Source organism: Propionicimonas sp. (assembly GCF_034927565.1).
Lineage (GTDB): Bacteria > Actinomycetota > Actinomycetes > Propionibacteriales > Propionibacteriaceae > Propionicimonas.
Map to the genome: position 1 here is coordinate 30,135 of NZ_JAYFPT010000002.1, position 24,102 is coordinate 54,236.

Annotated in this window: 21 protein-coding genes; 4 read left to right on the plus strand and 17 right to left on the minus strand. The window is 68.5% G+C overall.

Annotation, left to right across the window (positions count from 1 at the left end):
* Positions 1-56: 56 nt before the first annotated feature.
* The 8 genes from VB080_RS00480 to VB080_RS00515 all read right to left on the minus strand — a co-directional run bounded on the left by VB080_RS00480 (position 57) and on the right by VB080_RS00515 (position 7,923).
* Positions 57-1,349, minus strand: a complete 1,293-nt coding sequence (locus VB080_RS00480) for a sugar ABC transporter substrate-binding protein (protein ID WP_323416447.1) — start codon at positions 1,347-1,349, stop codon at positions 57-59.
* A 24-nt stretch (positions 1,350-1,373) separates the two neighbouring features.
* A complete protein-coding gene (locus VB080_RS00485) occupies positions 1,374-2,186 on the minus strand; it encodes a carbohydrate ABC transporter permease (RefSeq protein WP_323416448.1) in 813 nt (270 codons plus the stop codon).
* Entirely contained in the window at positions 2,179-3,099 is a 921-nt protein-coding gene (locus VB080_RS00490) for a sugar ABC transporter permease (protein WP_323416449.1), read from the minus strand. The genes VB080_RS00485 and VB080_RS00490 overlap by 8 nt, the downstream gene beginning before the upstream one ends.
* A complete protein-coding gene (locus VB080_RS00495) occupies positions 3,096-4,307 on the minus strand; it encodes an ROK family transcriptional regulator (protein WP_323416450.1) in 1,212 nt (403 codons plus the stop codon). The genes VB080_RS00490 and VB080_RS00495 overlap by 4 nt, the downstream gene beginning before the upstream one ends.
* Positions 4,308-4,628: 321 nt before the next feature.
* Positions 4,629-5,627: a hypothetical protein gene (locus VB080_RS00500; protein ID WP_323416451.1), complete on the minus strand. Its 999-nt coding sequence runs from the start codon at positions 5,625-5,627 to the stop codon at positions 4,629-4,631.
* The gene (locus VB080_RS00505) at positions 5,614-6,387 is read right to left on the minus strand and encodes a phosphoenolpyruvate hydrolase family protein (protein WP_323416452.1); all 774 of its coding nucleotides are present in this window, start codon (positions 6,385-6,387) and stop codon (positions 5,614-5,616) included. The genes VB080_RS00500 and VB080_RS00505 overlap by 14 nt, the downstream gene beginning before the upstream one ends.
* Positions 6,388-6,397: 10 nt before the next feature.
* The gene (gene hxlB, locus VB080_RS00510) at positions 6,398-6,940 is read right to left on the minus strand and encodes a 6-phospho-3-hexuloisomerase (protein ID WP_323416453.1); all 543 of its coding nucleotides are present in this window, start codon (positions 6,938-6,940) and stop codon (positions 6,398-6,400) included.
* Complete coding sequence (locus VB080_RS00515) at positions 6,937-7,923, minus strand: NADP-dependent phosphogluconate dehydrogenase (protein ID WP_323416454.1); 987 nt, start codon at positions 7,921-7,923, stop codon at positions 6,937-6,939. Before VB080_RS00515 ends, hxlB begins: the two co-directional genes overlap by 4 nt.
* Positions 7,924-7,996: 73 nt before the next feature.
* Here VB080_RS00515 and VB080_RS00520 point away from each other — a divergent pair, with 73 nt between their 5' ends.
* Positions 7,997-8,908 carry an ROK family protein gene (locus VB080_RS00520; RefSeq protein ID WP_323416455.1) on the plus strand — a complete coding sequence of 304 codons (912 nt, stop codon included), beginning with the start codon at positions 7,997-7,999 and terminating at the stop codon, positions 8,906-8,908.
* 188 nt (positions 8,909-9,096) lie between these two features.
* Here VB080_RS00520 and VB080_RS00525 read toward each other — a convergent pair whose 3' ends face one another.
* From VB080_RS00525 to VB080_RS00545, 5 genes are all read right to left on the minus strand, one after another.
* Entirely contained in the window at positions 9,097-10,296 is a 1,200-nt protein-coding gene (locus VB080_RS00525; RefSeq protein ID WP_323416456.1) for a sugar-binding protein, read from the minus strand.
* Positions 10,297-10,556: 260 nt separating this feature from the next.
* The gene (locus VB080_RS00530) at positions 10,557-12,002 is read right to left on the minus strand and encodes a PLP-dependent aminotransferase family protein (RefSeq protein ID WP_323416457.1); all 1,446 of its coding nucleotides are present in this window, start codon (positions 12,000-12,002) and stop codon (positions 10,557-10,559) included.
* Between the two features lie 118 nt (positions 12,003-12,120).
* On the minus strand, positions 12,121-12,729 hold the full coding sequence (locus tag VB080_RS00535; protein ID WP_323416458.1) for a hypothetical protein: 609 nt from the start codon (positions 12,727-12,729) through the stop codon (positions 12,121-12,123).
* 356 nt (positions 12,730-13,085) lie between these two features.
* Complete coding sequence (locus VB080_RS00540; RefSeq protein ID WP_323416459.1) at positions 13,086-13,922, minus strand: PRD domain-containing protein; 837 nt, start codon at positions 13,920-13,922, stop codon at positions 13,086-13,088.
* 48 nt (positions 13,923-13,970) lie between these two features.
* Positions 13,971-16,088 carry a glucose PTS transporter subunit IIA gene (locus VB080_RS00545; protein ID WP_323416460.1) on the minus strand — a complete coding sequence of 706 codons (2,118 nt, stop codon included), beginning with the start codon at positions 16,086-16,088 and terminating at the stop codon, positions 13,971-13,973.
* Between the two features lie 319 nt (positions 16,089-16,407).
* On the opposite strand from VB080_RS00545, the gene VB080_RS00550 reads away from it, so the two are divergent.
* Complete coding sequence (locus VB080_RS00550) at positions 16,408-18,762, plus strand: excinuclease ABC subunit UvrA (RefSeq protein ID WP_323416461.1); 2,355 nt, start codon at positions 16,408-16,410, stop codon at positions 18,760-18,762.
* A 355-nt stretch (positions 18,763-19,117) separates the two neighbouring features.
* On the opposite strand, the gene trxA is transcribed toward VB080_RS00550, so the two are convergent.
* Both trxA and VB080_RS00560 read right to left on the minus strand, forming a co-directional pair.
* Positions 19,118-19,480 carry a thioredoxin gene (trxA, locus tag VB080_RS00555; RefSeq protein ID WP_323416462.1) on the minus strand — a complete coding sequence of 121 codons (363 nt, stop codon included), beginning with the start codon at positions 19,478-19,480 and terminating at the stop codon, positions 19,118-19,120.
* Positions 19,481-19,659: 179 nt separating this feature from the next.
* Positions 19,660-20,349: a metal-dependent transcriptional regulator gene (locus VB080_RS00560; protein ID WP_323416463.1), complete on the minus strand. Its 690-nt coding sequence runs from the start codon at positions 20,347-20,349 to the stop codon at positions 19,660-19,662.
* Between the two features lie 34 nt (positions 20,350-20,383).
* On the opposite strand from VB080_RS00560, the gene VB080_RS00565 reads away from it, so the two are divergent.
* On the plus strand, positions 20,384-21,028 hold the full coding sequence (locus VB080_RS00565) for an acVLRF1 family peptidyl-tRNA hydrolase (RefSeq protein ID WP_323416464.1): 645 nt from the start codon (positions 20,384-20,386) through the stop codon (positions 21,026-21,028).
* A gap of 236 nt (positions 21,029-21,264) precedes the next feature.
* On the opposite strand, the gene VB080_RS00570 is transcribed toward VB080_RS00565, so the two are convergent.
* Complete coding sequence (locus VB080_RS00570) at positions 21,265-21,555, minus strand: hypothetical protein (RefSeq protein WP_323416465.1); 291 nt, start codon at positions 21,553-21,555, stop codon at positions 21,265-21,267.
* Positions 21,556-21,700: 145 nt separating this feature from the next.
* On the opposite strand from VB080_RS00570, the gene VB080_RS00575 reads away from it, so the two are divergent.
* Positions 21,701-22,348 carry a hypothetical protein gene (locus VB080_RS00575; protein ID WP_323416466.1) on the plus strand — a complete coding sequence of 216 codons (648 nt, stop codon included), beginning with the start codon at positions 21,701-21,703 and terminating at the stop codon, positions 22,346-22,348.
* Between the two features lie 201 nt (positions 22,349-22,549).
* Here VB080_RS00575 and VB080_RS00580 read toward each other — a convergent pair whose 3' ends face one another.
* Positions 22,550-24,049: an NCS2 family permease gene (locus tag VB080_RS00580; RefSeq protein WP_416339570.1), complete on the minus strand. Its 1,500-nt coding sequence runs from the start codon at positions 24,047-24,049 to the stop codon at positions 22,550-22,552.
* Positions 24,050-24,102: the final 53 nt, after the last annotated feature.

Sequence of the window (24,102 nt, forward strand, 5' to 3'; positions counted from 1 at the left end):
TCCGGGGTCGGGTGGGGACGGACACACCGCCCGTCCCCACCGGTTTGGGATGACGGTCAGCCGAGCAGCGGGTTGACGCGCTTCTCGGCGGATGCCAGCGCGTCCTCGACGCTCTTGCGGCCGGCGGCCGCCTCGGTCAGCTCCTCGGTGACGATGTCCTGCATCTGGGTCTGGTTCTCACCGATCACCGGTGGCAACGCGACGCCCTTGAGGGAGTCGAAGACCGCCTGCCGGTTGTCCGGCTTGCCCTTGGTCAGGTAGGGCGCGAGCAGGCTCTGGTCGGCCACCGGCGGCAACTCCCAGCCGGCGTCCAGCCGGACGTCCACCATGGTCTGGGAACTGGTCAGGTACTGCGCCCACTTCTGCGCGGCCTCGGGGTTCTTGCTGCCGGCGGAGACGGCCACCGCGTTGGAGAACATGGCCGAGGCCTGCTGGACGTCACCCGGTTCAACCGCGATGTCCCAGGCGAAACTGGCGTCGGCCAGCCCGCCGAACATCCAGATGCCGCTGGTCCACATCCCCAGCTTGCCCTCGCTGAACAGCTTGGTGTCGAAGTCGGGGGTACCCGCGCCCTGCTCGGGGGTCGGCATGGTGGTACCGGACTTGCCGACCAGCCAGGTGGCCGCCTTGATGCCCTCGGGCGAGTTGAAGGCGACCGACGTGCCGTCGTCGCTGAGGAACTTCCCACCGGCCTGGGCCAGCGCCTTGTAGTACTCGTAGAAGCTGATCGGCTGGTAGGCGCCGAAGACGCCCTTCTTCACCCCGGTGATCTTCTTCGCGGCAGCCTCGGCATCCGCCCAGGTCCAGGTGTTCGTCGGGTAGGAGACGCCCGCCGCGTCGAACAGGTCCTTGTTGTAGAACAGCACAACCGTCGAGAACGAACTCGGCAGCGCGTACTGGGTGCCGTCGGTGGCATAGGCCCCGGCGAGGTTGGCCGGGTAGACACTGGCATCGACACCCGGCAGCGGGGCGAGCACGCCGTTGGCCTGGTAGGCGGCGTAGTTGGCGTACTCAAGGTCGAAGACATCGGACGTCGTGCCGCCAGCGAGGTCCGTCTGCAGCGCGGTGAAATAGTCGGCATACGGAAGAGTGGTCACCTTGACGGTGATCCCGGGGTTGTCGGCCTCGAAGGCCTTGACGATCGTGTCGAGGTTCTCCTCGTTGCCGCCGTTGGAGATGAAGTTGGTGTAGGTGATGGTCACCGGCTCCGCTGCCGGGGCGGACGAGTCGGCCGGCTGCTGCGAGCCGGACGCCGAGGAGGACGGCGGGGTGCTGCCGGAGCAGGCAGCCAGGGCCAGCCCCAGGGTGAGCGCCAGGCCGGCACTGGCCAGGCTTGTTGCACGAGACATCGTGGTTTTCCTTTCGTGGTCGGGCTATTTGATGCCCGTGTTGGCTACGCCTTGGATGACGTACTTCTGGGCGAAGAGGTAGATGGCCAGCATCGGGAGGATCGAGATGACCGAGCCGGCCATCACCACGTCCCAGTCGGTGGTGTACTGGCCCTGCAGGCCGGCCAGCGCCAGCGGCAGGGTCTTCATCTCGGCGGACCGCAGGATGACCAGCGGCCACAGGAAGGCGTTCCAGCTGTTCATGAACGCGAACACGGTCAGGGTGGCCAGTGCCGGACCGATGAGCGGCAGCACGATCTGGGCGAAGATCCGGACGTGTCCGGCGCCGTCGATCCGTGCGGCCTCGTCCAGCTCACGCGGCACCGAGTTCATCGCTTGACGCAGCAGGAAGACGCCGAAGGCGCTGGCCATGCCGGGCAGCAGGACGCCGAGATAGTTGTCGACCAGGCCGAGGTCACGCATCTGGACGAACAGCGGCACCATCAGCACCTGCATCGGGATCATCATGGTCGCCAGGTAGCCGGCGAAGACCACGCCACGGCCGGGGAAGGGCATCCGGGAGAAGACGTAGGCGGCCATGGCACTGGTGAGCAGCTGCAGCAGGGTGGTGGCCACCGCCAGCAGCAGCGAGTTGCCGATCACCCGGGCGAACGGGGTGCGACCGAACAGCTCGACATAGGCCGACCAGGAGGGGTTGTCCGGGATCAGCTGCGGGGTGGCGGTCAGCCCGGCGCCGCTGGAGATCGAGGTGGTGAAGGTCCACAGGAACGGGAAGAACATCACCAGGGCGCCGAGGACGACGACCAGGAGCAGGACGATGCGCGCAGGCCTACGCATAGTTCACCCACCTGCGCTGGCCGACCATCTGGACGACGGTCACTGCGAGCACCAGCAGGAACAGCAGCCAGGACAGTGCCGAGGCCATGCCCGCCTGGTTGTACCTGAAGGTGAGGTCGTAGACCTGCTGAACGACGACCGTCGACGCGCCCGCCGGACCGCCGCCGGTCATGGCGTACACCTGGTCGAAGACCTGGAAGCCGTTGATCAGCGAGATCACCACCACGAAGAAGGTGGTCGGCGACAGCATTGGCAAGGTGATGTACCGCAGCCGAGCCCACCAGCCGGCGCCGTCAGTGCGGGCCGCCTCGTACAGGTCCTGCGGGATCCCCTGCAGCCCGGCCAGCAGGATGATCATGACGAAGCCGAGATCCTTCCATGCCGAGGCGAGGATGATCGACGGCATCGCCCAGGATGGGTCGGTCCACCAGCCTGGGCCGGCGATCCCGACCAGGCTGAGCAGGTAGTTGACCACGCCGACCTCGGGGTTGAGCAGCCAGCGCCAGATCAGCGCCACCACGATCCAGCTGGTCACCACCGGCAGGAAGTAGAGACCGCGCAGGAAGTTGCGCGCCGGGATCGCCGCGTTCAGGGCGAGCGCCAGGGCCAGGCCGCCGACGTAGACCAGCGGTAGGTAGCCGACGATGTAGTACAGGGTGTTGAGGAACGTGCGGTGGGTGTCGGCGTCCTGCAGCAGGTGCGTGTAGTTGCCCAGCCCGACCCACTTCATCGCCGAGAGCAGGTTCCACTGGTGGAGCGAGGTCCAGAAGGCCCGGATCATCGGGACGAAGGTGAACAGCACCAGCGGGACGGCGCTGGGTGCCAGGAACAACAGGACGGTCAGCGCATACCGCAACCGGCGCAGGGACCTCCGTCCCGACCGCGTCGGCCGGACGGAATCGGCGACGGTCACTGCGACTCCCGGTCGCCCCGGACGGCGGAGAGCCGGGCTCGTACCCGCTCTCCCTGGTCGCCGGAGACACCCTGGGAGTCGAACGGGGTAGCCAGGATCAGACTCGCCGCACCCTGGGCCCAGCGGTCGTCATGCCAGGCCTCGACAGCCACCGGGACGCCGCGTTTGCGGGGTACCACGCCGGAGCGTAGCGCGGGTTCGAACCCGAACGACCAGTGCCGCCAGGCGTCCACGCCCTCGCCGCTGATGATGATCACCTCAGGGTCGAGGGCGTTCACCAGCCCGGCGAGCGCCCGCCCGAGTAGGTGGCCGGCGGTGCTGAAGACCTCCTGCGCGCGCTGATCGCCCCGGTCGGCCTGGGCGCGCAAACCCTCAATACCGGCGTCCTTCCCGATCACACCGCGCCGCTGACCCTCGGCCACCAGGGCCTCCTGGCCGACCAGCGCCTCCAGGCAGCCCCGCGCACCGCACTGGCAGAGCGGACCGTCCTCCATGGCCGGGATGTGGCCGATCTCGCCGGCGCCGCCGGAGCTGCCGCGGTACACCCCGCCGTCGACGATGATGCCGCCGCCGACGCCGGTACCGATGGTGACCACGAGGGCGTGATCCTGGCCACGGGCCTGGCCGTAGAGATGTTCGGCGATCGCCATTGCGTTGACGTTGTTGTCCACCAGGACGGGAATCTCGAGGGCGGTACGCAGCGCCTGGCCAAGCTGGACCCGGTGCCAGCCGAGCTGGGTGGAGTCGACGGTGCCGACCCCTTGCTCGTCGATGTCGCCGGGCACCCCAACCCCGACGCCGAGCAGGCGCTGGCTGGTGGCGGAATCGACGAACCGGCGGACCACCTCGATCAGGGCCGGGATCGCCGTCGGTGCGGCAGCGTCGAACGGCTGGGTCTGCGACCGCAGGATGGCCCCGCCGATGCCGACCTCGACCAGCGTGACGTGGTCGGCGACCAGCTTCACCCCGATAGCCCCGCCGGCGTCGGCGGCCAGGCCGAGCAGCTGGGCGGGCCTGCCACCCACGGACGGGGCGTGCTCGAGTTCGACCAGCAGTCCGTCGGCCAGCAGTTGCCGGGTCTTCTGGGTGATCAGCGCGGGCGAGACCCCCAGATAGCGTGCCAGCCCGGCCCGCGAGGTCGGGCCCAGCGACCCGATGCAGGCCAGGATCGCAGACCTGGTGAAGTCCGCCGTCGTCGCGTCGCCCATCAAGCACCCCTTTGTTCAGGCCTGAATGAACTGTAGGAGGTGCCTCCATGATCGTCAAGACACTTGTGCCGACAGATCGTGAGAGTTCACTCTTTCTTAGTACAGGTATGAATAAATACCATCGTCTCGTAGCGACAGAGTGCTGGCAGGTACGGCAACACATCGGCTCGCAAGGTTGTACGAGCGGCACGGTTTCGTCGTCGTGGGAGAAACCGAGACCCGCCACCGCCTGCGTGCGCTCAGCCCCTTCCAGGGCGGAGCAGGTCAGCGTTGACGCTGTGCCGGTATCGACGACGCACAAGCCCGGGGCGCCGGACGGCCTCAGGGTCGCAGCACCGCCGACACCTCGCGCACCCAACCGAACAGGTCGTCGGTCAGCGACTGGTCGCCGATCGCAGCGAGCCCTGCCGTCCAGCCGGCCAGGAAGTAGTCCCAGCCGTCCTCGACCGTCACGCCGGCAGCCCTGGCCTGGGAAAGGAAGGTGAGCGGGCCACGGTAGTTGAAGTCCCAGGCGACCACGCCGGCGGGGAAGGCGTCGGCCCCGTCCACCGGCGAGCCGGGCGACAGTTTCCCCAGCCCGGTGGCATTAGCGATCACCGTGCCGGGCGTGGCGGTGCGGGTCACCGCACCGATCTCCTCCGGTCCGCGGGCCAGCACCAGCCGGATGTCGGCACCGGCGAGGCCGGCACGTTCGCGCACTGCGGCGATCTCGTCGAGCGCTGCCTGACGGCGTCCCAGGACGGTCAGCGAGCCACGGATCGCACCAGGCGCTCGCCGGAGCGGACGGCCGGCGCGGATGGTCGCGTGGACGTCCAGGCCGACCGCCAGCATCAGCGCGATCGCCGACCCGCCGGCCCCGATGCAGATGATCGGACGCTCCGGCGCCGGCTGGGCGGTGGCGGTGGTGTCGAGGATCAGGTCCAGCGACTGGGCGTCGCGGGCGAAACCGCCGAGCCGGCCGTCGCGGGCCTGGATCGAGTTGACCTCGTGGGTGATGTCCACCAGCGGATCGGTGTGGTCGAACAGGTCGGCCGCGGCCCGGTAGAGGCTCAGCTTGTGGCTGGTGACCACAGCCCCCCGGACGTGCGGGTTGTCCCGCATCGCCACCAGCAGGCTGCGGTACTGCTCCGGGGCGGCCTCGGCCGGCAGGTCGACGCCGCGCATCACACCGCCGGGGGCCAGCCGCGGCGCCCACACCGGGAAGGCCTCATGCACACTGGAACCGGCGGTGCTGATCCCCAGGAACAGGTACAGGTCAGGACCGGCGTAAGCCGCTATCTCCGCCACCGTCAGCAGGACGGACCTGTCATCGGCGGTCATCGTCCACCCCCTGGCCGGCTCCGCCGCCCGGCAGCACGTCCCGCCAGGCGCGCACTGCGGCCGCGGTGTCGTCAGTACGCTCGAACACGCTGGCGCCCATGTAGCCGTTGACCACCCGCACAGGTTCCGGGATCGAGTCCAGCACCCACCGGAGTTCGGCAGGCGTGGTCAACGTCCCACCGTGCAGCACGACGTGACGCGCGCCCAGATCCGCGGCCACCTGAAGGCAGGCTTCCACGCTGGTCGACGAGGGGTAGCCGGTGATGCCGAGGTGGATGATGACTCCGGTTGCTCCCTCCTCGATCGCAAGCCTGGTCCAGGCCGGGTCGAAGACGTATGCCCAGGCCTCCAGGCCGGCGTCCACCGCCTCGGCCAACAGGGCGATCTCGGCGTCCCGTCCCAGCCCCTCGGCCTCCAGCACCAGCCGCACGGTGCCGTCCAGCAGTCCCACCGTCGGAGCGTTGAGCACGCCCACTGCGCCGGCATCCCGCAGCCGGTCGATCATCTCGGCCCGCGGGATCAGCCCGTCGTTGGCGCACACCGTGGCCAGCACGGGGGTGGCTCCGGCGCCGTCCAGCACCCCGGGGAGCATCGCCAGGGTCTGCTCGTTCGCACTCGCCCACGGCAGCAGCCCGGCAACCGACGGCAGCCCCCGTTCCCGGTAGGCACTGGAGTGGTAGGCGATGATCCGGTCGACCCCGGCGTTGCCGAGGACACTCGCCCGCTCGCGGGTTCCGGCCGCAGCCAGCACAGTGCTCATCGGCGTCGGCTCAGCTGAGGTTGGCGTGCCGGCGGTCGAGTTCGCTCTCGGGCACCCCCAGCCGCTCCTGCACGGCGCGGCACACCGCGTCCCCGACCACCAGCGCCGACTGCTCGAACAGCGATCCGGCGTGCTGTTCGGTCGGCACCTGCGAACGGACGGGCAGCACCAGCACCACCCCGGCCAGCTGCTGTAGCTCGCCGTCCGGCTTCGTGGTGATCGCGGCCACCGGGGCACCCACCTTGTCGGCCACCCTGGCCTGTTCGAGCAGGCTCCCTCGTCCGGTCGCGGAGACCGCGATGAACAGGTCGCCCGCCTCGATGCCGGGGGTGGCGATCTCGCCCACTGCGTAGGCCTGGATGCCGATGTGCATCAGCCGCATCGCCACCGCCCGGGCGGACAGCCCGGAGCGTCCGATCCCGCTGAGATAGACCTTCTGCGCGCCGACGATCGCCGCGACGAGGTTCTGCAGCACCTGCTCGTCCACGGTGTCCACGACCGCGGCGAGTTCGGCGACGTTGCCGCGGGCATAGTCCACGATCCTGCCGGTCATGCCTTCTGACCCCCGATGCGCCCGCGTGCCGCCACCAGCAGCTTGTTGCCGATCCCGTCGTCGCGGCTGGCGAAGCGGTTGTACAGCGCGGTGGTCAGCACCGGTGTCGGCACGCCCAGCCGGACCGCCTCCTCCGCCGTCCAACGGCCCATGCCGGAGTCGGAGACCGCGGTGCCGACACCGTCCAGGGTGGGATTGTCCTGCAGGGCGGCGAGGATCTGCTCCAGCAGCCAGGAGCGGATCGAGCTGCCCTGCTGCCAGGCCGACACCCCCGCGAGGGTGTCCACCTCGGGGTGGGCGGCGAGCAGGGCGTAGCCCTCGGCGTACGCCTCGAGGATTGCGTACTGGACGCCGTTGTGGATCGCCTTGACCAGGTGCCCGGAACCGACGTCGCCGACCCGCTGGTAGCCGCCGTCGGCCGAGAGCGCGTCGAGCACCGGCTCGATCCGGGCGAAGTCCTCGGCGGTGGCACCGGCCATCAGGCCATAGCCGTTCTGCCAGCCCCACTGGCCGCCGCTGACTCCGACATCGGCAAAACCGACCCCACCGTCCGCGAGCTTCGCCTGATTGGCCCCGGCGTCGCGGAAATCGCTGTTGCCGCCGTCGATCACCAGGTCGCCGGACGAGAGCAGCCCGGCGAGTTCACCGACGGTGTCGCGGGTGACCTGACCCGCGGGCAACATCAGCCAGACCACGCGTGGCGGTTCAAGGGTTTCCACCAGGCCGGCGAGCGAGTCGACGGTTCGGGCGCCGTTCTCCGCTGCGCGGGTACGGGACAGTTCGCTCACGTCCGTCCCGACGACGTCGTGGCCGGCCCGGGCCAGGCGCAGGGCCATGCCCGCACCCATCTTGCCGAGGCCCACGAGTCCGATCTGCATGCTGCGGGTCAACTCCTTCATTGCGGAGACCATGGGGCCACGTGGGCCGGATTGGTCCTGACTGTGCTGGATGACTTGTCTGGCCAATCCACCATTCGGAATCATGCTGCAGAACCCATGGCCACTGAAGAGCCACTATCGTCGCAATTGGTCTCCACGCAGGAAGGGGCGAGGACGGGTGGACATCACTGTCGAGCAACCCCTGCCAGCACCCCTGTCGCCACCGGTGCTGGGGATCGACATGGGTGGCACGAATCTCCGCCACGCCCTCGTTGACGCCGCCGGCGGCACCGTCCGGTCCAGTTCCGAACCGCTGCCCGAGGATCTCGGCCTGCGGGCCCACGCACCGAGCCGGGTCGCGGCGCGCTACCGGGACACCGCCGCGGCGATCGGGCTGGCCGTGGCCGGCACCGTCGAGGACGGCGTCCTGGTCTGGTCGGCGAACCTCGGGCTGCACGATGTCGATTTTCGTGCCCGGCTCGGTGAGGGCTTCAGCGGCCCGGTGGTGGTGCTCAACGATGCCCGGGCCGCCGGACTCGCCGAAGCTGTCCTCGGTGCCGGGCGTGAGGCCACCTCCGTCCTCTCGATCACCGTCGGGACCGGGATCGGTGGCGCGCTGATCCTGGACGGCCGGCTGGTGGAGGGCACCGGCCAGGCCGGCGAGATCGGCCACATGGTGATCGATCCTTCCGGCCCGCCCTGCAATTGCGGACGCCGCGGCTGCTGGGAGCAACTGGCTGGCGGACGGGCGCTCGCCCGGGCGGCCGCTGAGCTCTGCCCCGGCGAGGCCGATCCGGTTGCCTGCCTGGTGGCCCGCGCCGAGGCCGGGGACGGCCCCGCCCGGGCGACGATCGATCACGCGGCAGAACTGTTCGGCCTCGGGATCGACAACCTGTGCGCCGTCCTGGCCCCGGAGGTGATCATCCTCGGTGGCGGGATCATGGCCCGCGCCGGTCTGGTCTCCGATGCCTATCGCACCGCTGCCCGGTCAACGATCTGGGGCGGACGCACCCTGATCCGGGACTCCCGCCTGGGCGATGCCGCCGGACACCTCGGCGCCGCCCTCGCCGCCCGCGCCGCCCTGGCCTGAGGCAGGCCACCGGCGTGACCCGCGATGGGACGGTTCCGGCTGGAGTCGGACACGACGGGCCTGACCAGCCCGCACCTGCCGGCCGCTGCGCGAACTGGGTCAGAAGCTGCCTCGCCCGGTCAGAACACAAAAGAGAGGGCGGCGGGTGCGTTCACCGGCACACCCGCCGCCCCCGTTCTCGGGACGACTTACTTCGCGCAGTCCTTGGCCGCTTCCTTGCCGGCAGCGGTGTCAGGGGCGTAGGCGGTGCAGACGTTGTCCTTGGTAACGATCACCGGGGTCAGCAGGTAGGACGGGACGACTTTCACACCGTTGTTGTAGGACATGGTGTCGTTGACCTCGACCGGCTGACCCTTCTGGATCTGGCCGATGTACTCCACGACCTTGGTCACGATGGTCTTGGTGTCCTTGTTGATCGTGGAGTACTGGGTGCCTTCGACGATCAGCTTGATCGACTCGACCTCGGAGTCCTGGCCGGTGATCACCGGGTTGGCTTTACCAGCCGACTTCACAGCGGTCAGCGCAGCCCGGGCCAGGGTGTCGTTCGGAGACAGAATGCCATCCAACGGCACATCGCCCTGGTAGTTGGCCGACAGGATGGCGTCCATCCGCTTCTGGGCGTTCTCGCCCTTCCAGCCCGCGGTCGCGGTCTGCTGCTGGGTGACCTGACCGGAGGGAACCTTGAGGGTGCCGTCGTCGATCTTCGGCTGCAGCACGCTCATGCCACCCTCGAAGAACGGCTTGGAGTTGGAATCATCGGGCGAGCCCGAGATCAGCTCGATGTTCCACGGGGAGGCCTTGCCGGACTTCTCCAGCCCTTCCAGCAGTGCGGTGCCCTGCAGGACGCCGACCTTGTAGTTGTCGAAGGAGATGTAGATGTCCACGTCGTTGGTGTTCATCAGCAGGCGGTCGTAGGCGATCACCGGGATGCCGGCTGCCTTGGCGGCCTCCAACTGGCCATTGAGCTGCGAGCCGTCGATGGCGCCGATCACCAGCACCTTGACGCCCTGCTCGATCATGGCCGAGATCTGGTTCTGCTGCTCCGACACACCGCCGTTGGCGAACTGCACGATCGGGTCGTATCCGGCGGTCTTCAGCTGGTCGGTGAACAGCGCCTCGCCCAGCACCCAGTTCTCGGAGGTCTTCTGGGGCAGCGAGACGCCGATCTTGGCACCGGCGTCGAAGCCGGAACCGAGCGTGATCGTCCCCTCGGCGGCGCTGGAGGACTCGCTGCTCGACGGCGCCGGGTTCGTGGCCTCCGTCGAGCCAGTCGCACTGGTGGACGGCGAGTTCGCCGGGCTCGCACCGCGGGTGCCGCCGGCGCAGCCGGACAGCAGGAGCGCTGCGGAGGCTCCCAGGGCGAGAATCGCGGATCCGATCTTCTTCATGATCTACCTTCTTTGGTCGGTTGGCTGGTCCAGCTGAGCAGGTGTTACAGCCGCTCGAGCACCTCGTCGGGCTGTTGCGGCGGCGCCAGTGCGCCACAGTCCCCCTCTGGTGAGAGTCCCGCCTGAACTGGATCGCCCAGGAGGCTCCTCACTACAGACCAAGCCGTCTGGACGCACCCATACTCATCCGGTTATTGGACCCCAGACAGAGCCATGTTCGGGCGATTGGTTTGCAAACTGGCCCGAGCGGTGAAAATTGGCTAGCTGACGAGTTCTGCTACTCGCACAGCCGACGTCAGCGAGCCCCGTTCGGCCCGGCCGTTGTACTCCTGCCAAGCCTGGGCGATTCGGTGGATCCCCTCCGAGAAGGCATCCGGGCTGACTCCGAGCGCCACCCGGAGATAGTTGTCGCTGTCGCCGGTGACCGACAGCGACGCACCCGCCACGATCGCCACACCATGCCGCCGGGCGACTTCGCTGAACGGCTGCGAGGCACCCCGCGGTAGCCGCAGCCACAACGACAGCGCGCCAGCGTCGGCGTCCATCGTGAACTCGGGCAGAACGCTGCGTACCAACTCCCGCGCCTGCGCGGACCTGGCAGCCACCTCGGCCTGCCGCTCCTGCTGGATCTCCGGCAACCGGTGCAGCAACCAGGCCGCCACCAACTGGCTGAGCATCGGTGTCCCCAGGTCGGCCAGTGCCTTGGCCCGGGAGAGCCGCAGGATGACGTTCTCGTCGCCACGCACCCAGCCGACCCGCAGGCCACCCCAGAACAGCTTGCTCATCGACCCGACGGTCAGGACGGACGTCGCTTCCGGCACCAGGCCGGCAAGATACCGCGGCGGCTCCGACCTGATCAGCATCCGCGAACTGGTGTCCTCCACCAGCACACCTCCGAAGCCCTGCAGCCCGCGCGCGAAGGTGCGAACCTCCTCCGCCGAGGGCACCAGGCCTTCCGGACCGAGCGCGGTCATCACGTAGACCAGGGTCGGCTCCACCTTCCGTATCGCCGCGGTCAGCGACGCGGCTCCCGCCCGGGACAGCGACCGGGTGCCGCGCGCCACCACGGGCATCCGCCGCACCAGGTCGAGCATGCCGGCCGAGGTCGGATCCTCCAGGAGCACCGAATCACCGGTGTCGAGGAAGTGCCCCACGATCAGTGACAGCGCCTGCTGGTCGCCGGTGGTGATCAGGATCTGTTCGGGTGAGGTCGGCAGGCCGTCGCGCGTGAACATGGTGGCGACGGCGCGCCGGGCCTCGGGCAGGCCGAAGGCCGAGTAGCCGGTCTGCCCCAGCAGCGAGTCAGAGAACCCGCCCGAGATCGCCTGCAATGCGTCCCGCAGCGCCGGCACGGCAGGCAGCGAGGCGGTGGCGAGGTCGATCAACTGCTCGCCAGCCGACAGTGCGGCCCGTCCCAGCGACTCCTGCTGCAACCCGCGGGTCGCCCCACTCCGGGCGGCACCGGCCACCCACGTGCCGCTTCCCTGCTTGCTCACCAGCACCCCCTCGCCACGCAGCAGGTCGTAGGCTCCGACCACCGTGCTGCGCCCGACGGACAGGGCCCGCGAGAGTTGCCGCTCGGCCGGCAGCACGGTGCCGGGTGCCAGGTCGCCGCGGGCGACCGCGTCCCGGATCGCGGCGGCCAGCCGCTGGTAGAGCGGGCCGCGTTGCAGCATCCAGTCGCCGATGGCGTCGTAGGTGTTCATCAGTTTCCGCTCCCCGTGCCGTCCAATTGGCCCCAGATTAGCGGCGGACGACCACCTTGACCGGTGAATGGCGGATCGGATGGTGCGGCCGGAGAGGCCGCATGAGGGGCAGCCCCGCTCAGCCCAGGGAGGCCAGGATGGCGGCGTCCACCGTCAACTCGGGTTGACCCAGGGAGGTGGAACGGCCCGTCCTGTCACGGACGAACATCCCAACGTCCCCACCCAGGATGCTGGCCGGGCTGTTCGGGTAGGTCTCCAGAAAGAGCAGGTAGCTCTTTCCGGTCTCCAACTGCGCCTCGTCAGTGCTGTAGCGGACGCCGTTGAGCACGCCGCCCATCTGTTTCACCTCGATGGTCGCGCCGACAGTCGTCGTTCCGCGGTGAACGGCATCGACCCGCGTGGCGTGGACGGTGATCGGGGTGTCGGCCTCCCCCGCCTGGCTCTCGGACGGAACCAGCCCCGCCTGCGGATTCCGTGCCGGGTCGGTGACCGCGGTCTCGACAGCCGGGCGCAGCAGGTCCGGGTGCGCATCGCCCACCGTCACCTCGACGATCAGGTTGGAGGCCGCTGCCAACTCCTGAACGCTGGAGTAGTACGGATAGTCGATCATCATCGTGGCCTCCTCCGGCGAAGGGTTCTGCGGCGACGCCGAGAGCGGTCCCGCGCAACCTGCCAGCGCCAGGGTCGAGAGCGTCAGGATCGCAAGACGGCCAGGGATGGTCCTCATGCCTCTCCCACGTCCGGCCGCTGGCTTTGGTTGCGCTCTTCAGGCGCCCAGCCCGTCCGGTTCGACGGGACCGTTCCGGTCGAACCACACCGTGGCCGGCCTGGCCCAGCAAGGGCTGACTCCCGGCCTCAAGCTGTGACGAAAGACCCGCGGACGGGCCTGTGGGCACACTCTGGCTGGAGAGATAGGCAACTGACGGAACGCCAGGCGCAGAAGGCCCCCGCCAAGCGCATGACTGATGAGCAGCCTCATCGGGTAACTCGTAGAAGCGGTTCCGATTCGACTCACGGCTTACCAGGTAAGGACCGTCTCCTGTTCGAGTCAGTCCTCAATCCGAATCACGAGGTCGGGTCACCTCAGTCGTCGTCGGCGGCGACCCGGGCGATGTGCAGTGCCAGGTAGGAGAGCTCGTCCTCGGTGAGGGTCGCGTCCAGCCGCAGTTCGAGGACGCGCGCCACCCGCACCGCGCACTCGGCGGCCTCGGGATAGGCCTGCCGGATCGCCACTCCGACGCCGGAGTGCTGCTGGTCGAGCTGCCGGTGGTTGTGGATCCGGACGAACAGGTAGCGCAGGTGCGTGACGAACCGGCCGACGCTGACGCTGCCCGTGTCGAGGGTGAGCCCGAAGGACTGTTCGATGACCGCCACCATCTGCTGGATGATCCCGGTCATCGTGTAGGTGTAGGACAGATCTCCGGTCGAGAACCCGGTGTTCACCAGGTGCAACGCCAGCCCGACCGCCTCGGACGGCGGCAGTTCCGCCTCACTCATCCGGTTGAGCGCGGCCAGCAGCTGCTGCGCCCGGCTGTACTCCTCGGCGTACAGGTGCTGCACTTCGGCCAGCAGCGGGTACTCCACCTCCATCCCCATCGCCTGCCGCCGCAGCGCGAAGCCGATGTGGTCGGCGAGCGCAATCAGCAGCGCGGGGTTGCCTACTAGCTTGTCCAGGCCTGCCTCGGTGAGCGCGGCGGCCACCAACTGGAGCTGCTCCGGCGGGATGTCGGCGAGCAGTTCGGCGAGATGGTCGGGGTCGCGTCCGTCGGAGGGGACGAACACCCGCACGATCCTGGCGGGGTCGGCCACCTGGCCCGGCCGGGCCTGGAAGCCCAGGCCACGGCCGGTCAGGATCACCTCGCGTCCAGTGTTGTCCAGCGCCAGCACCAGGTTGTTGTTGAAGATGCGGACAATCTCCATCTCAGGTCCGCGCCACCCCGGACGGCCCGGCGGCCACGGCTGCTCCTCTCACACCGAGGTGTCAATAATGGCATCCCCGGCGGCGACGTCGATGTTCGTCCTCGGCGCGACCTTGGCCAGCGTGAGGGTGTTCAGCACCACCACGATCGTGGTCGGGTCGTAGCCGGCGTCCTTGATGACGCCCAGGTCGATCTCGGCCAGCAGGTCGCCGGCAGTGACCCGCTGGTCCTTCGCCACCGCGACCGTGAAGCCCCTGCCGTCCAGCCGGACGGTGTCGATGCCGACGTGCACCAGCACCTCCACACCGTCGTCGGTCTTCAGGCCGAAGGCATGCCCGGTTTCGGCCACCGTCATCATGGTGCCGGACACCGGCGCGACCACCCGTCCGTCGATCGGCTGGATGCCGACGCCTTCGCCCAGCGCCCGCGAGGCGAAGACCTTGTCGGGGACGTCGTCCAGCCCGACCACGTGCCCGGCGACCGGAGCCACCACCTCGGTGGTCGGCGACGCCGACGCCACCGGCGCAGCAACCGCGGACGGTACTGCTGCGGCCGCTGGAGCGGCGGCCGCACCAGCACCCACACCGGCGCCCTCCAGCGCAGGCTCGGCCACCCGGGTGGCTTCAAGAGCCCGGTCTGCCTCGGCCTGGTCGCGCTCGGCGTGGAAGGCGTCGCGCTCCTCTGCGGTCCGGTAGTCACCGAACAGGATGAGGAAAAACGCCACGAAGAACGCGCCCGCGATGGCGATGACGTACAGGAAGGTCGGGGAGAAGATCGGAATGGTCAGCAGCGAGGTGAAGGCGAAGGTGTTCGCCCGCACACCGTCGGTCCGCAGCAGCAGCGAGCCGACCGCGATGATCGCACCGCCGGTGAAACAGCCCACCAGCATCCGCGGGTAGATCCGCTTGAACCGCAGGTGAATGCCGTACAGGGACGGCTCCGAGATACCGCCCAGCAACCCAGCAACCAGGGCGCCGGTCGAAGTCTGCCGCATCTCCAGATCGCGTTCCCGCGCCGAGATCACCAGCACTGCGGCGGTGGCACCGAAGCAGGCGAAGTTCCAGGCGCCCATCGGACCCTGGATGAAGTCGTAGCCCAGCGAATCGAGATTGGCCAGCATCAACGCGTTCAGCGGCCAGTGCAGGCCCAGCGGCACCAGGAACGGGTAGACCATCGGGATCAGGATCGCGAAGATGAACGGCGCGAACGTGTTCAGCCACGACAGGCCCTGACCAAGGATGGTGCCGATCCACAGGCCGAGCGGGCCGATCAGGAAGGCGGAGACCGGAACCATGATGATCATCGACAGGAACGGCACGAAGACCAGGTGCAGGTTGCTCGGGATGAGGCGCTGCGCGGTCTTGTAGACCAGGGCCAGCACCGCGACCATGATCAGCGGGACGAAGACCGCGCCGCTGTAGTCGTTGATCGTCATCGGGATACCGAAGACGTCGGCGGTACAGATGTCGGCGGCACTCGGGATCGGGTTCGGGGTACAGACTGTGCTGGTGACGAGTTCCGGGTTCGCCAGCTTCACGAAGTCCGGGGTCATCAGCGCGGCCATCACGCTGAATCCGACCCACGGGTCGATGTTGAGTGCCTTGGACGCGTTGTAGGCCACCGCCAGCGGCAGGAAGTAGAACACCGCCCGCCAGATGGTGTCGACGAAGATCCAGCCGGCCGGCTTGTCGGCGGCGCGGAAGTCGACCACGCCGAAGGCGTCCAGGATGGCCGCGAAGGCAATCACCAGGGAGGCACCCAGCAGCACGCCCAGCAGCGGGCGGAAGCTGTTGGAGAGGTACTCGAAGAAGGCGTCAAGCCAGGCGTTCTTGCCGCGGGCCTTGGCCCGGGCGGCCGCCTTGACGTCGGCGTCGCTCTGCCCGCCGCCAGCGGCCGCAGGCTTGGCACCGGCCATGGCTGGCAGGTTCATGATCTCGGTGAACACCCCCTGGACGGCGCCACCGATCACCACTTGCAGGCGGTCGCCGCCCTGCGGCACCACGCCCAGCACACCGGGGGTCTTGTCGAGCGCCTTCTGGTCGGCCTTGCCGGCGTCCACCAACTCGAAGCGGAGCCGGGTCGCGCAGTGGGTCAAACTTGCGATGTTCGCCGCACCGCCGACGTGTTCGACGATCTGTTCGGCGGTACTGGTGTTCGTGGCTGCCATCGTCCATCCTCGCTTCCTCGCGTTCACCCAGCCCGGATACGAAAAAGACCCGAGACACGAAGATGTATCTCAGGTCTTGCCCCGGGGTGGGTAACAACCCTCATGAGCGGTTGCTCGGCATGAGCGTAGCACCGGCACCGACGCAGAGACACCCCCGTTTGCCTCGTCTTCCACCGGGCTTTCCGTGCCGGGGTGCGCCGGGGCCGCGCGCCGCTGCGGCCCGCCCGGTGTCCGGGTGGCGGTTGTGCGGTGTTCCCGATGTTTGCCGGACGGGGCCACACTGGACCCTGCGCATTTTCCCGACCAGAAGGGACGACAGGTGTCCGATCACACTGCCGACAGCCACGACCTGATCCGGGTCGGGGGTGCCCGGGAGAACAACCTCAAGAATGTCAGCGTCGAGATCCCGAAGCGCCGTCTGACCGTCTTCACCGGCGTCTCGGGCTCGGGGAAGAGTTCGCTGGTGTTCGACACCATCGCAGCCGAGTCGCAGCGCTTGATCAACGAGACCTACTCGGCTTTCGTGCAGGGGTTCATGCCCAGCCTGGCCCGGCCCGACGTGGACGTGCTGGACGGGCTCACCACCGCGATCATCGTCGACCAGGAGCGGATGGGGGCCAACATCCGCTCCACCCTGGGCACGGCGACCGACGCCAACGCGCTGCTGCGGATCCTGTTCAGCCGGCTCGGACAGCCGCATATCGGCACCTCGCAGGCGTTCTCGTTCAATGTCGCCTCGGCGACCGGGCAGGGTGCGTTGAAGACCCAGAAGGCTCACGGCCAGGTCGCCGAGGTACGCAGCTTCAGTATCACCGGCGGGATGTGCCCCCGCTGCGAGGGCACCGGCTCGGTGACCGACTTCGACCGTACCGCGCTGTACGACCAGACCAAGTCGATCAACCAGGGCGCCCTGCTCGTCCCCAACTACTCCACCGAAGGCTGGTACGGCCGGATCTTCCGCGGCTGCGGCTTCTTCGACCCCGACAAGCCGATCGCCCAGTTCACCAAGAAGGAACTGGACGCGCTGCTCTACAAGGAGCCGACCCGGATCAAGGTGGACGGAGTGAACGTCAACTACGAGGGACTGATCCCCCGGATCCAGAAGTCCTTCCTCACCAAGGACGTGGACGCCATGCAGCCGCACATCCGGGCCTTCGTCGAGCGGGCGGTCACCTTCGCCACCTGCCCGGACTGCGGCGGCACCCGGCTGAACGAGGGCGCCCGCTCGTCCACGATCGCAGGCATCAGCATCGCCGACGCCTGCGCGATGCAGATCAGCGATCTGGCCGAATGGATCCGCACGCTGGACGAACCGTCGGTTGCTCCCCTGCTGGCCAAGCTGCGCCAACTGATGGACTCCTTCGTGGAGGTCGGGTTGGGCTACCTCTCACTTGACCGCCCCTCAGGCACCCTCTCCGGCGGTGAGGCGCAGCGCACCAAGCTGGTCAGTCACCTCGGCTCCTCGCTGACCGACGTCACCTACGTGTTCGACGAGCCCAGCATCGGCCTGCACCCCCACGACATCCAACGGATGAACAATCTGCTGCAGCAACTGCGCGACAAGGGCAACACCGTCCTGGTGGTCGAACACAAGCCCGAGGTGATCATGATCGCCGACCACGTGATCGATCTCGGTCCGGGCGCGGGTTCGGCCGGCGGCGAGGTGATCTTTGAGGGGACGGCTGACGACCTTCGTCGCGCCGATACCCTGACCGGACGTCACCTGGACGATCGGGCGCGGTTGAAGCCGTCGGTCCGCAAACCGTCGGGAAAGCTGGAGGTGCGGGGCGCGAACAGCCACAACCTGCAGGACGTGGATGTCGACCTTCCCCTGGGCGTGCTGGTGGTGCTGACCGGGGTGGCCGGTTCGGGCAAGAGTTCGCTGGTCAGCGGCTCGGTGGAAGGCCGCGACGGTGTGGTGGTGATCGACCAGGGCGCGATCCGCGGCTCACGGCGGAGCAACCCAGCGACCTACACCGGTCTGCTGGAACCGATTCGGAAGGCCTTCGCCAAGGCCAACGGGGTGAAGCCCGCGCTGTTCAGCGCGAACTCCGAGGGCGCCTGCCCCAGCTGCAACGGCAACGGCGTGATCTACACCGACCTGGTCATGCTGGCCGGGGTCGCCACCACCTGCGAGGAGTGCGGCGGCAGGCGGTTCCAGGCCCAGGTACTGGAGTACACCCTGGGTGGCCGCAACATCGCCGAGGTACTGGCCATGCCGGTCAGCGAGGCGGTGGAGTTCTTCGGTGCCGGGGAGGCCCGGACGCCCGCTGCCCACACCATCCTGCGGCGGATGTTCGATGTCGGCCTGGGCTACCTCAGCCTGGGCCAGCCGCTGACCACGCTGTCGGGCGGCGAGCGGCAGCGACTCAAGCTGGCCACCCGGATGGGCGCCAACGGTGGGGTCTATGTGCTGGACGAGCCCACCACCGGACTGCACCTGGCTGACGTCGAACAGTTGCTCGGCCTGCTGGACCGGTTGGTGGACGCCGGCACGTCGGTGATCGTGATCGAGCACCACCAGGCGGTGATGGCCCACGCGGACTGGATCATCGACCTCGGGCCGGGTGCCGGCCACGACGGTGGCCGGATCGTCTTCGAGGGGACTCCCGCCGACCTGGTCGCGTCCGCCTCCACTCTGACCGGGCAGCATCTGGCTCAATACGTCGGCTGAGCTTCCTGGCGGCCTTTGCGTGGGAAAGCACAAGAAATCCACAGCACCGATCACACTTTCCCGAAGAAAGGCCAACGCCTGCTCCCCGGGTTTCGAAAGTTTCAGGCCCGAACTTGCGGATTCGGGTCCCTACCGCGGGTGACAAGCATCCCCACTACGGGTGACAGGCGCCCCCGATTAATTGGACAGCTGAAGAAAAAACGGAGTTCCTGCCCGGGGGGATGGGGCAGGAACTCCGCAAGAAGTATGACATGGCTGACCTGCGATGTCACATCGTTGAGAAGATTCCTGTGAAGTTCGAGGTGGATTCCTGAAAAGTCTCAAGACCAAGTTCAGCCTCGAGGGAGCCGAGGGCTCACTGGCCGGCTGCGGCGGCCTCAGCCTTGAGCTGGTCGAGGTCCAGCGCGCGGACCTGTTCGATCACGCTTTCAAGCTGGCGCTTGTTCAGCACCCCCGACTCACGGAACACCAGGTAGCCGCCCCGGAAGGCCATGATCGTGGGGATCGAGGCGATCTCGAGTGCGCTGGCGATCTCTCGCTGGTCGTCGGTGTCGACCTTGCCGAAGACGATGTCGGGGTGGGCCGTGGAGGCCTCCTCGAAGATCGGTCCGAACATCCGGCACGGTCCGCACCAGGCAGCCCAGAAGTCCACGAAGACAATGTCATTGTCGTCGATCGTGCTGCCGAAGCTCTCGTGGTTCAGGGCAACGGTTGCCATGGGGTTCCTCTCGTCGGGCTGTCTGGTGGGACAACGCCGACGACTGCCGCGGTATTCCGTCGCGCGCCGCCGCGGAAACACGAGACGCGCCCGGTGCCAGCCTGCTTTCCCACCCAGCCTGCCGCCTGCTCGGCCACCGGGGCGACGGCGGTTCGACGAACCTGCGCTCGTTCGCCGACTCAGCGGGAGGCGATGAAAATGTGATCGGCCATCACGGCTGGCAGGACGCATTCCCCGTCCGGGCCGTCCAAGATCAGGTCACCGCGCTCGACCACTGCCCGAATCGGCCGGCCGGGACGGACGCCCGCCTCGGCGATCACTCGCAGCGCGTCCAGATCGGCTTGTACCGCCTCGCTCATCCGGCGGATCACCACCTCGTGACGTTCACCGTCGGCGAGCAGTTCACCCAGCGGCTCGGCTCCGTCCAGGAACTCTTCCTCGGCCGGCGTCGAACCGAGCTCCTCCAGTGCCGGGATCGGATTGCCGTAGGGCGACTGGGTCGGCTGATGCAGAATGTCGACCAGGCGCCGCTCCACGTCGGTGGAGATCACATGCTCCCAGCGGCAGGCCTCGTCGTGGACCAGGGCCCACTCCAACCCGATGACGTCGGTCAGCAGCCGCTCGGCGAGCCGGTGCCGTCGCATCACCCGGGTGGCGAGCGCCCTGCCGTGCGGGGTCAGCACCAGGTGCCGATCCTCGTGCAGGGTGACCAGACCGTCCCGCTCCATCCGGGCCACTGTCTGCGACACCGTGGGGCCGCTCTGCTTGAGCCGCTCGGCGATCCGGGCACGCAACGGTGGCACGCCCTCCTCGCCCAGCTCGTAGATCGTGCGCAGGTACATCTCTGTCGTGTCGATCAGGTCGGTCATTCACCCTCCTGTGCCCTGGGGCCACACTATCGTCATGATGCCTGTCAGCACGCGAATCGTCCGGATCGCCCCCGAGCGGCTGGGCGGGTGGATCTCACGATTCGGATCGCGCCACGGGACACCGGCCGTCGAGGTTGCCCCGCACCAGGTGACCTGCGTCTGTCCGGACGGCGCCGTGGCCGCGATCGCCCTGCGTTGGGGGGCGCTGCCGGGCACCGGGGATCCGCTGGCAGAGTTGATCGAGTCGGTACTCCGGCAGCGGACGGTCGGGGCGCTCCTGGTGCGGCGCAAGGCCCATGCTGTCGGTGTCTTCACCGGGTCGACCCTGCTTGACGGCAGACACGACCACCACTACGTCCAAGGCACCACCAAGGCGGGCGGCTGGTCACAGCAGCGCTACGCGCGCCGGCGGGGCAACCAGACCGCGAAGGCCTACGCCGAGGCGGCCGCGGACGTGGAGGCCGTGCTGGTGCCGGCGGCGGACCGGCTCGAGGCGCTCGTCCTCGGTGGTGACGGGACGGGCGTCCGGGCCGTGCTCGCCGACTTTCCCGCCCTGCAGGAACTCGCTGAACGCACCGCTCAGCCGGTCTATCCGGTAGCCGACCCCAATCGGAGCGTGCTGGCCGGATTCCCCGACCTGTTCCGCGCCGTCCCGATCACCTTGAACGAATTGGCCTGATCCGGGGTTGGCAGACGCGCCGACGCCCGACAGATTGCGGGGCGTCCCCACCACCCGAGTGCCCATCCGCACCCGCCTGCTCTGCGGCCCTGGGCTTCGGCAGCAGCGATCAGCCCCCGAAAGATGGCGCGGCACCGGGCTGTCCACCGATTTCCGGGCGCCTCAGGCCACCGGCCGCTCATCAGCAGCCGGCCAGGTTTGCCGCCTCGATCGTGGCCGAACCGGCCGGTGGCAGCTCAGCGCCGGATCAGCACCACCAGCGCGGCGGCCAGGGCCAGCGCGCCAGCACCGGCGAGCAGAACCACCGTCCGGGTCTGGTCGAGTTGCACATCCGGGGCGTCGACCATGTCGGCGTCGTCACCGGAATCCTCGCTCGCCGACGGGGTTGCTGAGGAGGTGGCCGAGGACGTGGCCGACGACGTCGGGGACGGGCTCGGGGTGTCCGCGTGGGCGACCGCCAGGGGGGAGAACAGCAACGCAGCGCTCAGCGCGAGAACCGCGAGCAGCTTCCGGATCCAGGACGGCATGGAGTTGACCTTATCTTCCCCAACCCAGCAGCGACCCCAGAACCACCAGGACGAGCATGGCAATCAGCGCTCCGCTCACGATCAGACGCCTGGATCGGGGATTCATACCGCCAAAGATAGGCGCCCGCGAAGTACCGTTGTTCTCGTGGGCACCCTGTGGCTGCACGCGATCGCTGTCGATGACGTGCGCGACATCTTCGGAACGGACGCGTCCGAAGCCGCCCGGCTGCGCGCTGTCGCCGCGGAGCGTTTCGGCCGGCCGACGCCGAAGTACGGCCTGCTGGGCAAGCTCGGACCGCTGTTCGCCCGTCCGATTGACGCTCCGGTGATCGGGCCGGACACCCCCGGACGCGAGGACTGCGACCGGCTGCTCGCCGGCCAGCACGTCCCGCCGGACCGGCTGGCCGCCAGCTGGCGACTGCTGGAGGTGTGGCTGGAGGCGAAGGCATGGTCCTCGCACGCCGTCACGCTCGACGAGCACAGCCTCAACGCCATCGAGTTCGACCTCGGACGGGCCGAGATCCCGGTGCGGTACGGCGTGCGTTCGCTTGTGGCACGAGAACTGGGCATTCCGCTGCGCACCGGCCCGTCGGTGGTGGCCGGATACGCGCCAGGCCACCATGTCCCCCCGCTCGCCGAGGCCTGGCGAGCAGCCCTGCCCGGCCTGGAACCGGAGACCCGGGAGTGGATCGGCGAGCTGCTGGGCTGGCTGGACGGCTTCGTGAACTGGACGCAGGCTGCCGAGGCCGAGCAGCGCCCCCGTCCCGACCTGGTGGGCATCGCCGTCGCCTGAGGTGGACGCTGAGCACCAGCGTTGATCGGCGCTTCCCGAGCACTCTCGTGCCGGCCTGACCAGCCAGCCGTACGCGGATCCTCCCACCGGCCCGCTTGTGCTGTCGAGGGCGCCGACCTGACCGGCCAGCCGCGCGCGGATCCTCCTGAAAACACCAGCGGCGCCGCCCGGAGGGACGACGCCGCTGCAGGATCAGCCGACTCAGCCGCCCAACGCGCCGAAGATCGCGCCCTGGACGAAGTACACCAGGAAGGCGACAGCCACCCCGTAGAGCAGCGGATGCACCTCGCGACCCTTGCCCTTGACCAGCTTGATCAGCGCGTAGAACAGGAAGCCCGCCCCAATCCCGACGGTGATCGAGTACGCGAACGGCATCAACGCCAGGGTCAAGAAGGCGGGGATGCCCTCCTCCGGCTCCGACCAGTCGATGTGCACCACCTGCGACATCATCAGGAAGCCGACGAAGACCAACGCCGGCGCGGCCGCCTCCGAGGGCACCATGTTCACCAGCGGCGCCAGCACGAGGCTGAGCAGGAAGGCTGCGCCGGTCACCAGCGAGGCGATGCCCGTCCGGGCACCCTCGCCGACACCAGCCGCCGACTCGATGTAGGAGGTGGTGGACGAGACCGATCCCAGGCCGCCGGCCATGGCACCGATCGAGTCGACCAGCAGGATCTCCTGGGTGTGCGGCGGGTTCCCGTCCTCGCCCAGCAGGTCGCCTTCGGCACCCACGGCGACGATCGTGCCCATGGTGTCGAAGAAGTCGGCCAGCAGCAGCGCGAAGATCAGCAGCAGGACGCCGAGCACGCCGCCCAGCCCGCCGGCAGCCCCGAAGGCACCGAAGAAGAAGTCGCCGGGGTTGCGGAACGGCACCGTCAGCAGGCTGAGGTCGGGCAGCGACCAGCCACCGAAGGCAGGCACGTTGAGCATCCAGCCGGTCGGGTTCACGACCGCCCCGGTGGCGTCCTTGACCCCACCGACGTGGCTGACCGCCTCGACGATCACACCGAGCACGGTGGCGGCCAGGATGCCGATCAGCATCGCCCCCCGCACCTTGCGGACGTAGAGCGTGACGATCAGCACCAGCCCGATCACGAAGATGGCGATCGGCCAGCCCACCAGGCTGCCGTTGACGCCGAGCTGCACCAGCGGGTTGCCCGCCCGGACCACGCCGGCGTCGGCCAGGCCGACGAAGGCGATGAACAAGCCGATGCCCACCGAGATGGCGGCCCGCAGCAACCGCGGGACGGCGTTGAACACGGCCTTGCGGAAGCCGGTGAGCACCAGGATGGTGATCACCAGGCCCTCCCAGAACACCAGGCCCATCGCCTGTGGCCAGGTCATCTTCGGAGCGATCACGTAGGCCACCACGGCGTTCAGGCCCAGACCGGAGGCGATCGCGATCGGGAACCGGGCATACCCGCCCATGAACAGGGTGAGCAGGCCGGCAACCAGCGCCGTGGCGGCGGCCACGGCGGCGATGGACGCGGGCACGGCCCCCTCCGCGCTGGCGGACATGCCGTTGATCAGGTTGCCGTTGGCGTCCGCGGCGGTCCCGATGATCAACGGGTTGAGGACGATGATGTAGGCCATGGTGAAGAAGGTCACCAGGCCGCCGCGTACCTCGCGGCCGAGGGTGGATCCACGCTTGGTCAACTCGAACCAGGCGTCGAAGGAACTCACAGGAGGAGACGGGGGAATTTCAGTAGTTGGCGAGGCATTCGACATGGCGCACATGGTAGGGGTTTCTCCAC